Here is a 13,807-nt window from a genome sequence, read left to right on the forward strand (position 1 = left end):
CCCATGAAGATGCCCATGAAATGGTGTCGCCTTACTGGCAACTCGACGACGCGGGCGACATGGGGTTCTGGCGGATGTGCCGCCGGCTGCCGGCCACCAGCCGGGCGGTGCTCGCGATCGTGGCGCGGGCGGCCCCCCGGCAGGCCGTCACGGTCGTCCTGCTCCAGGTCGTGTCGGGAGCCGCCACGGCCTTCGGCCTGCTGGCCACCACGGGGGCGCTGGAACGGCTGCTCGCCACCGGCCCCACCGTGGAGGTGGTGGCGGCCGCGCTGCCCCTGATTCTCCTCGTCGGCGGGGCGTACCTGCTGCGGGGGGCGGTCGAGACGGCCATCGCGGCCGCGTACGCCCGGCTGACGCCCGCGGTGCGCCGGATGGCGGAGGGGGAGCTGTTCGCGGCCGGGCTCCGCGTCGAGCTGGCCGCCTACGACGACGCCGGGTTCTACGACCGGATGCAGCGGGCCCGGGATCGGGGCCTGTTCCACCTCGCGCGGGCCGTGGACAACCTGGTCGACCTCGTCGGCGCGGCGCTGGCGTTCGCCGCCGCGTTCACCGGGCTGGCCGTCCTGCACGCCGCGCTGCTTCCGGTGCTGGCGCTGGGCGTACTTCCGTCGGCCTGGACGGTGCAGCGCTCGGCCCGGCTGGCGTACGCGCACATGACCCGTACGGTCACCCTGAACCGCCGGGTCCAGATGATCACCGAGCTGGGCACGCAGCGCGACCCCGCGCCGGAGATCCGCGCCTGCCAGGCCGAGGAGTTCCTGCTGCGGGAGTACGCCGAGGTCGCCGACCCGCTGCGCGACCAGGAGGTACGGGTGAAGGCGGGCCAGGTACGCGTCGGCACCGTCGGCCGGGCGCTCACCGGGCTCATGTCCGCCATCACGTTCACCGTGCTCGGTCTGCTGCTGCAGGCGGGCTGGATCCCGCTGGCGGTGGCCGGCGGCGCGGTGATAGCCGTGCGGACCGCGAACGCCGCGCTCAGCCGGCTGGTCCACTCGGCGCACCAGCTGCTGGAGCAGGGCATGTACGTGGCGGACTACCAGGAGTTCGTCGACGACGCCGCCTCCAGGAGCCGAGCGGCGGCCACCCGCACCCGTCTGGCGCCGGTCGCGCCGGAGGTGATCACGCTGAGCGGCGTCGAGTTCGGCTACCCGGGCGGGACCCGCGAGGCGCTGCGCGGCATCGACCTCACCGTCCGCACCGGTCAGACCATCGCCCTCGTCGGCGAGAACGGCTCCGGCAAGACCACGCTCGCCAAGATCATCGCGGGCCTGTACGAGCCCACGAACGGGCAGGTGAGCTGGGACGGCGTGGACATCCGCGAGATGGACCCGCACAGCGTCGGCGACCGGATCATGATGGTGCTCCAGGACCCGATCCGATGGCCGCACACCGCCCGCGCCAACGTCCGGGCCGGCCGCCACGGCCGCGACGACCCCGGCGACCTGGCGCTGCGCGCCGCCGCCGAGCTGGCGGGCGCCGACACCGTGGTGGCCGACCTGCCCAACGGCTGGCAGACGCTGCTCTCGAAGTACTTCCGCGGCGGACAGGAACTGTCGGGCGGTCAGTGGCAGCGGCTGGCCGTCGCCCGCGGCGTCTTCCGCGACGCGCCCGTACTGATCTGGGACGAGCCGACGGCGCCGCTGGACGCCAAGGCCGAGTTCGCCGTGTACGAGTCGCTGCGCCGCCTCGCCACCGGCCGGATCGTCATCCTGATCACGCACCGGCTGGCCAGCGTACGCAACTCCGACCGGATCTACCTCCTGCACGAGGGCGCGCTGGCGGAGCAGGGCACGCACGACGAGCTGATCGCCCGATCCGGTCGATACGCGGAGCTGTACGAGCTGCAGGCCCGCATGTACGCCGACGAGCTCCCTCTCAGCGGAGTTCGGGGTGGTGGCTCCGGCCGTTGAGCACCGGCCTGTTGTCGCGGTGGCCGAGCAGATCGGCGGCACGGCGGCGGTAGACCAGCTGGGTCGGGACGGGCGTGGCGGCGTACAGGGACTCCCGCGTCACCTCGTTGGCGAACTCGTACCCGCTGCCCGTCACCACGAGCAATCCCACCCTCAGCGCGCGCTCACACAGCTCGGCGGCCACCTGCGGCGGCAGGCCGAGCAGCTCCCCGGCCAGCGCGGGCTCGAAGGTACCCCGGAACACCGAGGCGGCCCGCAGCAGGCGCTCCACCAGCGAGCCGGTCCGGTGAACCCGCGCGAGTACCGCCGCGCTCAGCCCCGCCGGCACCCCGTGCTCACCCGCCGCCAGGCCGCGCAGCAGCTCGACGACGTACAGCGGGTGACCGCGTGTCCGGCGGAAGACGTCGTCCGCCCACCTGCCCTGACCGCTCCTTGCGGCCAGCCGCGCGACCGACCGCGCGGGCAGCGGCCCCAGCTCCAGCCGGACGGCTGCATGCCCGAGCGCCTCCAGCGCCGCCGTGTTCTCCGCCGAGCGTGCCGTCACGACCACCAGCAGGCGCGCGCCGGAGACCCGGCGGGCCAGGTAGTGCACGAGTTCGACGGTCTCTTTGCCGGCCAGGTGAAGGTCCTCCAGCACCAGCAGGACCGGCTTCCTGGCCCCCAGTGCCCGCAGAAACGCGGCCACCGCCTCATAGGTGGACCTGCGCCCGGCGACTTGCCCAGCCGAGCCGTAGCGCCCCTGCCGCAGCGCCGCCTCCGGGATCAGCTCGGCCAGCGCCTGCGCCGCATCACCCATCATGTCGAGGAGCACGGACTCCGTGAGACGGGTGACCGGCGGCGTCAACGCGTCGGCGAACGGCTGGAGGAAGAGCGAACGCTCGATCTCCTGGCACTGCGCCTCCAGGGTGATCCCGCCGGTGGCCCGCGCGATCCGTACCGTCTCCGCGGCCAGCCGGGACTTGCCGATGCCCGCCTCACCCACGATCAGCAGCACCCCGGTCCGCCCCGTCGTGGCCGCCGCCCAGGCCCGGGAGATCATGGTCATCTCTTCCTCCCGCCCGGGTAACGCGGAATCCCTCTCCGCGGCCGGGGGGCCGGCGGGTTGCTCGCGCAGGATCGCCAAGTGCACCGCCCGTGTCTCTGCCGCCGGGTCCGTGCCCAGCTCGGCCGCCAGGACGTCGCGCAGCCGCTCGTAGGCCAGCAACGCCCGCGCGGGCTCGCCCGCCTCGGCGTGCGCCCGCATCAGCAGGCGGTGCGCCGCCTCGTCGAACGGATCCGCGGCCACCGCCGACTCCGCCGCCCGCCGTGCCCGCTCCGGCTCGGCGTTCCGGAGCGCCCCTGTCGCAGCCGCGTGCAGTGCCCGCCTGAGCAGCCCGGCCGCCTCGCCCCGCGCCGCCGCCGCCCAAGGGGCGTCGCAGTCGCCCTTCAGGATGACCCCGTCGTCGAGCAGTTCGATCGCCCGCGTCGCCGCGGCGACGGCCGCGGCCGCCTCGTTCACCGCCAGCCGGCCCTCCGCCTCCGCGGTCAGCGCGGCGGCCTCGTCGAGGTCCACGCTCACCGCCGGTGGCCGGCCCAGCCGGTAGCCCCGCCTGCCGCCTGTCACGGCCTCCGGGCCGAGAGTCCTGCGCAGCCTGCTCACCAACGTGGCGACGTTCTCCGCCGGCCGTTTCGGCGGGCAGTCGTGCCACAGCACATCTACGACGCGGTCGGTGGGCAGCGTGTGGCCGCGCTCGACCGCGAGCAGCTTCAAGAGTGTCCCGGCTCGCCCGCCGACCGTTTCGCGCAGGCCGTCCCTCTCGACCCCGAACGAGCCCACCAGCCGGATCAGCACCTTGCTCTCGCGGCCGTCTGTCCCATCGATCCCTGTCTCATCGATCATGGTGCTCCCGATGCCCTCCGCGTGCCTCTGACCTTGAGGCGTGACATCGAGGGACAGGAATGTTCCACTCGCCCTGGGGAGGCGGGCTTGCCGCCGGTCCGGCACTTGGGCCGGGTTTGCTCAGGCAGCGGCCTTCAGACTCGTGAAGCCGATTTGCCGCCTGCCACGAGCTCAGCACCGCCTCGCGCACCGCCGCCGTGTCCTGGCCGAAGATCTCCCCAGTTGCCAGGCGAGGTCCTCCCACCCGAGCACCGCGCGGTCCAGGGTCTCGTCGGACGGGATGACCAGCGCCGCCCACGCGAGCCCGGCGGCCACCGCGGACCAACTGAATCTCTGTGCCTTCTTCAGGTTGGCATCGGTGGTCTTGCTCCAGCTCGCCAGCTCGGACTTGGCCCTGCCAGATCCTCCTCCGTACCGGCGTAGCCATTCACCAGGTGCCGCTTCCAGCCGTCCGGGCTCGCTTCCCGGAACGGCGCGGTCTCCTTCGGCCACCTCCGGGACATTGAGTCACCTTGGGCGCTCAGGTTGGCGAGCCTCGACTCCAGACGCCCGACCCCGGCGACGCGGCCCCGGCCCTCCGCCGCGGCGCTCGGATGCGAACACCCGATCACTCAGGTCCTCCGCCATCTTGATGCCGGCGTCGAACTCCATCCGTAACGAGTCCCAGATGTCGTTGTACCGGTGCCGCTCCGGCCACTCCCCGACCGCGCCGAGGGCGAGCGGCGGCAGGCTGTACAGGATGTCAGGTCGGGCGCTTCGAAAAGCCGGCGGCTGTACGCGTACGTGGACGGGGCTTCGACTTCAACGGGCAGGATCAGTCCGCCGCGACAATTAACGCGATCTCCGCCGTTGCTGCAGGTGATTCTGCCGGCAGTGGGCTCGATCGTGCATGCCCGGTGGAGGCGGCTCCCCGGCGAGCGGTCAGAGAGCCAGCGGCACGGGGTGAATCTCGTCGGCGGGGTGGCCCGACCGCTGGTGAATGCGTTGCACGGCCTCCGCGCTCGGTGCGTCGGACAGGCAGTAGATGACGCCCTCCTCAGGGTCCGCCCAGGTCTGCATGAAGGACACGCCCTCTTCGCTCTGGATCGCGAGGTCGGCCTCGTGCGCTTCACGGAGTTGCTCGTCAGTGATGCCCACCATGTCGTGGTGGACATCCATAAACCTTGTCATGACATTCCTCCTGTCGACATTTGGCGCAGGTCCCTCTCAGACTAGATCCGACATAAGTCATCAATCACCCCAACATTCCTCAAATGGCATGTCCAGGAACCCCCGCCTCCCGCCTTGCCCGGCATATGATCATTCAACGGCCTTATGATCATTTCGACTGTTCCCGATCTCGCGAGGAGTCCACCGTGACCGAAAAGTCGGACTTATGGGCAAATGGCATTGACACCACCCGGCCCAGCATCGCCAGGGCCTATGACGTCGTGCTCAACGGCAAGGACAACTTCGAGGTCGATCGCGCGTTCGTCGCCGAGATCGTGAAAGTCGTCCCAGAGATCTACGATGTGGCGACGTACAACAGGGAGATCCTCGGCCGGGGCGTGCGCTTTCTCGTCGAGCGCGGCATCACGCAATTCATCGATCTCGGCTCCGGTTTGCCGACGGTGGAGAACACGCATCACGTCGCGCAGCGGGCCAACCCGGACGCGCACGTGGTCTATGTCGACAACGACCCGATGGTGCTGGCCCACGGACGGGCGATCCTGGCCGAGAACGACCGGACCGGGGTGGTCACGTCCGACCTGCGTGAGCCGAAGTCGATCCTGGCCGACGAGACGGTCCAGCGGCTCATCGACCTGGACCAGCCGGTAGGCGTGATGCTGGTCGGCATCCTGCACCACCTGCACGACGGCGAGGACCCGAAGGGCATCGTCGAGGAGTACATGGCCGCGGTCCCGTCCGGCAGCTACCTCTTCATCACCCATTTCTGCTCCGCCACCCAGGACGCGCGTGACGCGGAGAAGAAGTTCCTCGCGCTGCTCGGCACCGGCCGCTTCCGGACTCCCGAGGAGATCACCTCGTTCTTCGACGGGTACGAGCTGGTCGAGCCCGGCGTCGTCCCGCTGCCCCTGTGGCGTCCCGAGGACACCGTCCCCGAGGAGCTCAGTGTCGGCCAGCGCCTCATGTACGGCGGCATCGCCAGGAAGCCCTGACCCGCTCGCACCGGTGGGTCGGGGGTCTCGCTCCCGCTGTCCCCACTCTCCGCCCCCGGCGCCTCGCCGATCGTGAGCGGCACGCCGACGCGGGGCCGACACGTCGGCGTGGCGGCCATGGTAGGCTGGTCTCAGTTGCAGTTCTGGTACCCAAATGAACTTTGTGTGCGCCTGACGGGACGTAGCCCTCAGGCGCATTTTGTTTGCCGGTCATTTCCGGATGGGTCATTTCGGCGACGTGGGGCCCGTGACCTGCGGGTTCTGTCTATTTCGCCTATCCTAAAGGAGATCGACATGGCGACTGGCACCGTGAAGTGGTTCAACTCTGAAAAGGGCTTCGGCTTCATCGAGCAGGACGGCGGCGGCGCTGACGTCTTCGCCCACTACTCCAACATCGCTGCCCAGGGCTTCCGCGAGCTGCAGGAAGGCCAGAAGGTCAGCTTCGACATCACGCAGGGCCAGAAGGGCCCGCAGGCCGAGAACATCGTTCCCGCCTGACGCTGGTCACGCACGACGAGCCGGGGTTCGCACCTGAAGAGGTGCGGGCCCCGGCTCGTCGCATTGAGGGCATGTGTCGCGAGCCCGGCCGCTCCTGGCGAGGGTTAATGTCGGTGAAACCGCACGTCGCGTGGTTGCGAAACAGCGGACTGCCATCCTGCCCGCATGAGCGATGCGAAAGACGTAGATCGGGCGCACACTCCTGAGCAGGCCGCCGCCTCGTGGAAGCGTGAGGTCGTAGAACTGGCGGTGCTCTTCGTCGCGGTCGGTCTGGCCCACCTGTTCGCCACTCTTATGGGGCACTCCGCCCCAGGCCCCGCGGTGCTGATCACCCTCGGTGCGGGGCTCATCATGTTCACCTTCGTCCACAAACGCCTGGCCCACCGACGACCCGGCCGCAAACGCCTGGGCCGCGAAGGCCACAAACGATGGGGAACCGAGCGCCAAGCCGCTGAGGTGATCGATATCGAGGGAGGCCGGCCGATGAAGTTGTGGCGCATCCGCACGCGGGTGGTCGACCGGCCGGGCCGTCTGGCGGAGTTGGCCACGGCGTTCGCCAGGCTGGACTGCAACGTGCTGGCCCTGCACATCGCCGCGACCGGCAGCAGCGCGATCTCTCCGTCCGGCTGCGACGCCCTGGACGAGTTCGTCGTCGAGGCGCCTACGCAGCTGAGCGAGGAGGACCTGCGGTCGGCGGTCGAGAAGGCCGGCGGGCTCGACATCGTCATCGTCCGCGCCTACGTCAAAGACCTGGTCGACCCCGGGGTCCAGGCCCTCGTCCTGGCCCATGCCGTCAGCGACGACCCGGAGCAGCTGCCCCATGCGATGGCGGAGCTGCTGCGCGCCCCGGACGTCCAGTGGCGACGCCCCGGAGACACCCTCGCCGACAGCGGCGAGTCCGGCACCACTCTGGTGATTTCCGTCCATCCAGAACGGGCGCTCCTGGTCAGCCGCCCCGCTCTGCCGTTCACCCCGACAGAGGCGGCCAGGGCCGCCGCACTGGCCGCCAGCGTGAGACAGCGGCGCTACTCCGACTGAACGCCGCCCGCTCAGCCAAGGCTGCCTCGTGTACGCGTCACCGCCGTTCGCAGGCGGCGGGCCGCACCTGGATCGCGCGGATCCTTTCGACATCGAGCTTCATGGAGCGATCAAAGGTATAGATGCCGTTCTGCTCCTGGAACACATCGGTGAGCTGTGTATAGCAATAGCCGAACATGTCCGGATTATCGAGCAATGTGCTGACAAGGCCGCCGAACCGTACGTAGAACTCTTCCTCCCCGGCCGGACGAACCCCATACCCCCACGACCGGTCAAGCGCATCGCCACCCTCGTCGGTGCCCGCGACCCACCAGATGCCGCCGAACTCACTGACGAAGTACGGCTGCCCCCGATAGGCAGCGGACATCGGGCCATCCGGGCTCGTGTTCATGAACGGCCGCCCGGAGGCGAGGCCGGCGTGGTTCGCGGCGAAGACCGCCGGATCCTGCTCATAGTCGTGCGAGTCCACCACATCGGTCTCCGCGACGCGGTGCGCGTAACCCGACACGTCCAGGACGGGGCGCGTCGGGTCGGCGAGCTTCGTGGCCAGCCACATCGCCCGTGTCACGTCGTCGAGCTGGGTGATCCGGTCCGTCAGGATCTGCGAGGTCTCGTTCAGCGGGCACCAGCCGACGATCGACGGATGGCTCAGGTCGCGGCGCACGGCTTCGAGCCACTGCGTCACCATCGAGGCCGTCGGTCGCTGGTTGTCCCCGGCCGGTCCGGAGGTGTCGACACCCCAGTCGCCGAACTCTCCCCAGACCAGATAGCCCAGCCGATCCGCATGGTAGAGGTATCGCTCCTCGAACACCTTCTGGTGCAGCCGGGCCCCGTTGAAACCCGCCGCGATGCCCAGTTCGATGTCGTGGGCGAGCGCGCGGTCGCTCGGGGCCGTCATCAGTGACTGCGGCCAATATCCCTGGTCGAGTACGAGCCGCTGGAACGCCGGCAGGCCGTTCAGCAGTAACCGGTTCCCGTCGATCGAGACCGAGCGCAGCCCCGCGTACGACCTGACCTCGTCGACCACGACCCCGGCCGCGTCGAGAATCTGGACACTCAGCCCGTACAGGTGCGGATCCGACGGAGACCACGTCCTGACCGAGCCTTCCGGCAGCCGCAGGGTGAGCCTGGGGGAGAGGTCGAGATCGGCGCGCACCTCCGCCTCGGCCAGGACGGCGCCGGCCGGACCGTTCGTGTCGTGATCGTAGGTCTCGGTGAGCCGGAGCCGGACACGATGGCCGGGCCGGTTGGCCGGCAGCAGGACGGTGACGTCGAAGCCGGCCGACGCCAGCTGGGGCACGACCCGCACTTCGCGGGCGTGTACACCGCCGACCGGCTCCAGCCACACCGTCTGCCAGATCCCCGTCGTCCTGGTGTAGAGGCAGCCCGCGTTGGCGTACTCCCTCGACTGCTTGCCGCGTGCCTGCAGGCTGTGGCGGCTGTCGCGGGCCCGGACCACGATCACGGCGTCCTCGCTGGGCGCGGCCACGCCGGTGAGATCGGCCGTGAACGGGGTGAAACCACCTCGATGCCGGACGACCTCGTGCCCGTTGACCCAGACGGTCGCGTCATGGTCGACGGCGCCGAAGTGCAGCAGCACGGTGCGACCGGCCCATGCCTCGGGAACGCGGACCGTCCGTCGATACCAGACCGACTCCATGAAGTCGACGTTCGCGATGCCGGACAGCTCGCTCTCCGGGGCGAAGGGGACGGTGATCCGGCCCGACAGCTCGCGTTCGACCAGTCCGCGTTCGAGGCCGGAGTCGCCGGCGTCGATCTCGAACTGCCACTCGCCGTTCAGGTTCAGCCAGTCCGTACGCATCAGGGCGGGCCGAGGGTACTCCGGGCGGGGAATGGGCGAGTGCATCGGCGATCCGGGCCTTTCTGAAGATCGGTTTTCGCCCAGCTCCTACCGCACATTCGGCTAGCCCGCAACCCGTTGACCCTTGAGGTAAACGCCATGTATACCTGGGCCATACCTGATGCATCCTCCAAGCGCCGACGAGGTGGAGATGTCATGGCAGTAATCAGCAGGCGGACCTTTCTCGCAGGCAGTGCCGCCGCGCTGGGTACCACCACCCTGGCGGCCTGCGGCAATCCCACGACCTTGCCCGAATCCATGCAGGTGGTCCGCGCCGGTAACGGTGGCCCGAGCCGGGGCGGAATCCTGTACTTCGGTCTCTCCACGGACCCGGCCAACCTCGACCCGCATCTCAGCACCGGCAGCGCCTCCGACTACCTGCGGCAACTCGCCTACAACGGGCTGGTGCAGTACAGCGGCGCCGGAGAGATCGTCGGGGACCTCGCGACCGAGTTCGGCTGGGCGGACGAGCTGACCTACAAGGTCAAGCTCCGCTCAGGGGTCACCTTCCACGACGGCTCCCCGATGACGGCCGAGGACGTGGTCTTCTCCTTCCGCCGCATGATGGACAAGGAGACCGCGGCGGCGTCGGGCCCGCTGCTCACGCAGGTCACCTCCGTCGAGGCGCCCGACGCCACGACCGTGGCCTTCACCCTGAAGCAGCCCGACGTGGCCTTCCCGTTCGCGCTGGCCGCGCCCACCACCAACATCGTCTCCAAGAAGTGGATCGAGGCGGGGGCGAACACCAAGACGCAGGTCATGGGCACCGGCCCGTTCCGGTTCGTGGAGCGCATACCCGGAGTGAGCACCACCTTCGTCCGGTTCGAGCACTACTTCGAGTCCGGCCTGCCGTACCTCAACGGCATCGTCTTCCAGCCGATGAGCGACGACTACGCCCGCGTGATGGCCCTGCGCACGGCGACCGTGGACATGATCGACTATGTCCCGGCCACCCACGTCGGCGTCATCTCCGAGAACCCCCGGCTGCGGTTCGCCTCGGACAAGACCTTCGGCTTCGGCTTCGTCGGGTTCGTGACCAGCAAGCGGCCCTTCGATGACGTGCGGGTCCGCAGGGCGATCGCCATGTCGATCAACCGGCAGTCGGTTCTGGACACCGCGCTGCTCGGGCACGGCAGGCCGATGGACGGGGCCCTGATGTCGGAGACGTTCGCTCCGTACGCGCGCGGGCTCGACGGGACCATGCCGTACGACCCTGAACAGGCGAGGTTCCTGCTGAAACAGGCCGGGCAAGAGGGCTTGACCCTGCCGGTGGTCACCACCAGCTCCTACTCGGTCATCGCCCGGCCCGCCCAGGCGATGCTGCCGGGCCTGCGCGCGGCCGGCCTGAACGTGAACCTCACGCAGCAGGAATGGCTGACCTTCCGGGCCAGCGTGACCGACAAGGTCTTCCCCGTCCACTCCTGGGGGACGGCGCCGAAGTTCGGCGACCCCGCGTCGCTGGGCGACTTCATCGGCAGTACGGGCACCTTCGCCAAGTACCTCGACTTCGCGGACGACAAGATCGACGAGCTGCTCGCCCAGGGGCGCAAGACCTCGGAGCAGAGCCTGCGCGACGAGATCTACCTCGACATCGAGAAGCGGGCGCTGGAGCTGGTTCCGATGACCTACACCGTCCGCCGCGAGCAGGGCGAGGCTCACTACACCTACGTCAAGGGATACGAGCACCCGCCGAAGGGCGCCTGGACCGCCACGGCCCTGCGCCGGACCTGGATGGAGAAGACGGCGTGAGGCGATTCCTGGCCAAGCGGTTCGCGCAGGCGATCCTGCAGTTGCTCCTCGTCGGCACCATCGTCTTCTTCTTGGTACGCCTCATCCCGGGCGATCCCGCCAAGGCGGTGCTGGGCGAGGCGGCCACCGAGCAGCAGATCGCCCAGACGCGGCTGGCGATGCACCTCGACGAACCCTTCTTCGGGCAGTTCATCGGCTTCTGGGCGCGGCTGTTCCAGGGCGATCTCGGCACCTCGCTGATCAGCGGGCGCCCGGTGATGCAGGACCTGCCCTCCCGCATCGGCAACTCGCTGGAACTGGTCCTGATCGCGCTGGCCGTCTCGCTGGTGGTCGGCATCGTCCTAGGCCGGATGGCCGCCACCCGCGCCGACAAGCCGTCGGACCACGTGCTGGTCGCCGGGTCCATCTTCGGGATCTCCCTGCCCGTCTTCGTGGTCGGCACACTGCTGCTGCTGGTGTTCGCCATCCTCATCCCGATCCTGCCGCCGGCGCGCTTCGCCTCACCGTTCGAAGATCCCCTCACGCACCTGCACATCCTCATCCTGCCGGTGGTCACGCTGACGGCGGCCTCGTGCGCCGTGGTCACCCGGATGACCAGGGCGTCCATGCTGGAGACCCTCAACGCCGACTATGTCCGTACGGCCCGCGCCAAGGGGCTGGTGGAGAAACGCGTCATCAACCGGCACGCCCTGCGTACGGCGATGCTGTCCGTGGTCTCCGTGACGACGGTGGAGCTGACGACGCTGATCGGCAGCACGGTCCTGGTGGAGACCATCTTCGGCTGGCCGGGGATGAGCTCCCTGCTCATGAACGCCGTGGGGCAGCGCGACTACCCCGTCATCCAGGCCGTCGTCCTCGCCGCGGCCACCATCGTCATCCTGGTCAACCTGGTCGGAGACCTGGTCGTCAGGGCACTCGACCCCCGGGCGGAGGACAACTGATCATGGCCACTGTGCTGTCAGGCGCACCGGCGATCACGAGCGCCGACAGGAAGACCTTCCTGCGGCGGCTGCTGGCCAACCGCAGGACGTCCGTCGCGGGCGCCTTCCTGCTGCTGGTCGCGCTGGTCGCGGTGTTCGCCCCGTTCCTCGCGCCGTACGACTACCGCGACATCGTCGGCAAGCCGCTGACCTCCGGCGCGGCGCTGGGCATCGACGACTTCGGCCGCGACGTGCTGTCCCGCCTGCTCATCGGGCTGCGGGTCTCCCTCGGGGTGGCCCTGTCGGCGGTCCTGGTGGCGGCGGTCATCGGCGTCGCGCTCGGACTCGTGGCCGGGTACGTCGGCCGCTGGGTCTCGACGATCATCATGCGCGGCATCGACGTCCTGCTGAGCTTCCCCCCGATCGTGCTGGCCATCGCGGTGGTGGCGATCCTGGGACCGGCCCTGGTGAACGTCGTCCTGGTGATCGGCGTCCTGTACATCCCGAGATTCACCAGGATCGTGTACACCCAGGTGCTGTCCATCAGGAACCTGGAGTACGTCGAAGCCTCGAAGATCATGGGCGCGAAACCGGCCGGCATCCTGGCCGGGACGATCCTGCCGAACGTGGCCGCGCCCATCATCGTCCAGCTCAGCCTGTCGGTCAGCTTCGCCATCCAGATGGAGGCCGGACTGAGCTTCCTCGGCCTCGGCGCGCAGCCGCCGCTGCCCTCGCTGGGCACGATGGTCGGCTCGGGACGCGACTTCCTGGAGGTCCAGCCGACGCTGCTGATCTACCCGTCCGTGCTCATCATCCTCGTCGTCCTCGCCCTCAACGTGTTCGGGGACGGCCTGCGCGACCTGCTCGACCCGCGCCGCCGTGGCACCAGCTGAGTCGTGGCACCAACCGAGTCGTGGCACCAACCGAAAGGAACCACCACATGACCCTCCCTTCCACCCACAGGCTCGGTGAGCTCTCCTGGACCCAGGTCAAGGAGCTGGCGGAACGGGACCCGATCATCCTGCTGCCGATCGGCGCCGTCGAGCAGCACGGCCCGCACCTGCCCATCCACGAGGACTCCATCGTGGCCGAATGGGTCGCCGACAAGCTGGCGGCGGAGAACGGGTGCTATGTCGCCCCGGCCCTCCACTACGGGCACTCCGGCACCTTCCGCGGCTACAACGGCAACCTCTCCTTGAGCCAGGCGACCCTGCGCAACGTCACGTACGAGATCATCGAGGCGCTGGTCCAGTCCGGATTCCGGCGCATCATCATCGTCGACAACAACGGCGGCAACGTCGGGCCCGTCACCGGCGCCGCCCTCGACGCGCGCCGCGACCTCGGCGTGCTGATCGGGCACCTGTACCCGTGGCAGCTCGGCTACGCGCTCATGCGCGACGTGTACGAGGACCCCACCACGGCGTACGGACACGGCGCCGAGCCCGAGCACTCCGCGATGCTCGCGATGTTCCCCGAGCAGGTGCGCAGTGAGCTGGCCGTCCCGGGCGGCCTGGCGTCCGGCAGCGGCTGGACGCCGACGAGCTACCTCGAGACGGCGATCCCCGGCCAGACCGTACGCGGGACCGTCTTCTGGGACTTCTCCGAGGTGAGCGAGACCGGCTGCACCGGCGACGTGAGCCTCGGCGACGCCAAGATCGGCGAGATCTGGATCGAGCGGGTCATCGGTTTCTGCTCCGCCTACATCCAGGAGTACGACCGCAACACCAATGCCATCCAGGAGTACGACCGCAACACCAAAGCCGAGTAGCCCTGCATGAGCATTTGGGGAGACA

12 protein-coding genes are annotated in these 13,807 nt (G+C 69.3%); 8 read left to right on the forward strand and 4 right to left on the reverse strand.

Going from position 1 to position 13,807, the window contains the following annotated elements; genetic code table 11:
• The first annotated feature begins 20 nt into the window (after positions 1 to 20).
• A complete protein-coding gene (locus ACGFJ2_RS03580) occupies positions 21 to 1,910 on the forward strand; it encodes an ABC transporter ATP-binding protein (protein WP_358182979.1) in 1,890 nt (629 codons plus the stop codon).
• Here ACGFJ2_RS03580 and ACGFJ2_RS03585 read toward each other — a convergent pair.
• The 3 genes from ACGFJ2_RS03585 to ACGFJ2_RS03595 all read right to left on the reverse strand — a co-directional run bounded on the left by ACGFJ2_RS03585 (position 1,876) and on the right by ACGFJ2_RS03595 (position 4,959).
• Positions 1,876 to 3,789, reverse strand: a complete 1,914-nt coding sequence (locus ACGFJ2_RS03585; RefSeq protein WP_393464253.1) for an ATP-binding protein — start codon at positions 3,787 to 3,789, stop codon at positions 1,876 to 1,878. The genes ACGFJ2_RS03580 and ACGFJ2_RS03585 overlap by 35 nt on opposite strands.
• A gap of 171 nt (positions 3,790 to 3,960) precedes the next feature.
• The gene (locus ACGFJ2_RS03590) at positions 3,961 to 4,281 is read right to left on the reverse strand and encodes a hypothetical protein (protein ID WP_393464256.1); all 321 of its coding nucleotides are present in this window, start codon (positions 4,279 to 4,281) and stop codon (positions 3,961 to 3,963) included.
• 429 nt (positions 4,282 to 4,710) lie between these two features.
• Positions 4,711 to 4,959: an SCO4226 family nickel-binding protein gene (locus ACGFJ2_RS03595; RefSeq protein WP_357951277.1), complete on the reverse strand. Its 249-nt coding sequence runs from the start codon at positions 4,957 to 4,959 to the stop codon at positions 4,711 to 4,713.
• Positions 4,960 to 5,144: 185 nt separating this feature from the next.
• On the opposite strand from ACGFJ2_RS03595, the gene ACGFJ2_RS03600 reads away from it, so the two are divergent.
• The 3 genes from ACGFJ2_RS03600 (at position 5,145) to ACGFJ2_RS03610 (ending at position 7,484) form a co-directional block, all read left to right on the forward strand.
• On the forward strand, positions 5,145 to 5,948 hold the full coding sequence (locus tag ACGFJ2_RS03600) for an SAM-dependent methyltransferase (RefSeq protein WP_393464259.1): 804 nt from the start codon (positions 5,145 to 5,147) through the stop codon (positions 5,946 to 5,948).
• 294 nt (positions 5,949 to 6,242) lie between these two features.
• A complete protein-coding gene (locus ACGFJ2_RS03605; RefSeq protein WP_086663560.1) occupies positions 6,243 to 6,446 on the forward strand; it encodes a cold-shock protein in 204 nt (67 codons plus the stop codon).
• Positions 6,447 to 6,611: 165 nt separating this feature from the next.
• Positions 6,612 to 7,484, forward strand: coding sequence for an ACT domain-containing protein (locus tag ACGFJ2_RS03610; protein WP_357951281.1), 873 nt, complete (start codon positions 6,612 to 6,614; stop codon positions 7,482 to 7,484).
• 37 nt (positions 7,485 to 7,521) lie between these two features.
• Here ACGFJ2_RS03610 and ACGFJ2_RS03615 read toward each other — a convergent pair whose 3' ends face one another.
• A complete protein-coding gene (locus ACGFJ2_RS03615; RefSeq protein ID WP_393464263.1) occupies positions 7,522 to 9,306 on the reverse strand; it encodes a glycoside hydrolase family 2 protein in 1,785 nt (594 codons plus the stop codon).
• A 195-nt stretch (positions 9,307 to 9,501) separates the two neighbouring features.
• Between ACGFJ2_RS03615 and ACGFJ2_RS03620 the strand changes: the two genes are divergently transcribed.
• From ACGFJ2_RS03620 to ACGFJ2_RS03635, 4 genes are read left to right on the forward strand one after another with little or no spacing between them, the layout of a single operon-like run.
• Complete coding sequence (locus ACGFJ2_RS03620; protein ID WP_393464266.1) at positions 9,502 to 11,094, forward strand: ABC transporter substrate-binding protein; 1,593 nt, start codon at positions 9,502 to 9,504, stop codon at positions 11,092 to 11,094.
• Entirely contained in the window at positions 11,091 to 12,035 is a 945-nt protein-coding gene (locus tag ACGFJ2_RS03625; protein WP_357951285.1) for an ABC transporter permease, read from the forward strand. Before ACGFJ2_RS03620 ends, ACGFJ2_RS03625 begins: the two co-directional genes overlap by 4 nt.
• Before the next feature lie 2 nt (positions 12,036 to 12,037).
• Positions 12,038 to 12,907 carry an ABC transporter permease gene (locus ACGFJ2_RS03630; protein WP_357951287.1) on the forward strand — a complete coding sequence of 290 codons (870 nt, stop codon included), beginning with the start codon at positions 12,038 to 12,040 and terminating at the stop codon, positions 12,905 to 12,907.
• Positions 12,908 to 12,954: 47 nt separating this feature from the next.
• Positions 12,955 to 13,782, forward strand: a complete 828-nt coding sequence (locus tag ACGFJ2_RS03635; RefSeq protein ID WP_393464269.1) for a creatininase family protein — start codon at positions 12,955 to 12,957, stop codon at positions 13,780 to 13,782.
• The last annotated feature ends 25 nt before the right edge of the window (positions 13,783 to 13,807 follow it).

The sequence above is a fragment of the Nonomuraea sp. NPDC049028 genome (assembly GCF_043197735.1).
Lineage (GTDB): Bacteria > Actinomycetota > Actinomycetes > Streptosporangiales > Streptosporangiaceae > Nonomuraea.

Coding starts and splice junctions, on each gene's coding strand:
- ACGFJ2_RS03585 (WP_393464253.1), bottom strand. CDS start 3,789: ATGATCGATGAGACAGGGATCGATGGGACAGACGGCCGCGAGAGCAAG.
- ACGFJ2_RS03620 (WP_393464266.1), top strand. CDS start 9,502: ATGGCAGTAATCAGCAGGCGGACCTTTCTCGCAGGCAGTGCCGCCGCG.
- ACGFJ2_RS03580 (WP_358182979.1), top strand. CDS start 21: ATGGTGTCGCCTTACTGGCAACTCGACGACGCGGGCGACATGGGGTTC.
- ACGFJ2_RS03610 (WP_357951281.1), top strand. CDS start 6,612: ATGAGCGATGCGAAAGACGTAGATCGGGCGCACACTCCTGAGCAGGCC.
- ACGFJ2_RS03595 (WP_357951277.1), bottom strand. CDS start 4,959: ATGACAAGGTTTATGGATGTCCACCACGACATGGTGGGCATCACTGAC.
- ACGFJ2_RS03635 (WP_393464269.1), top strand. CDS start 12,955: ATGACCCTCCCTTCCACCCACAGGCTCGGTGAGCTCTCCTGGACCCAG.
- ACGFJ2_RS03605 (WP_086663560.1), top strand. CDS start 6,243: ATGGCGACTGGCACCGTGAAGTGGTTCAACTCTGAAAAGGGCTTCGGC.
- ACGFJ2_RS03615 (WP_393464263.1), bottom strand. CDS start 9,306: ATGCGTACGGACTGGCTGAACCTGAACGGCGAGTGGCAGTTCGAGATC.
- ACGFJ2_RS03630 (WP_357951287.1), top strand. CDS start 12,038: ATGGCCACTGTGCTGTCAGGCGCACCGGCGATCACGAGCGCCGACAGG.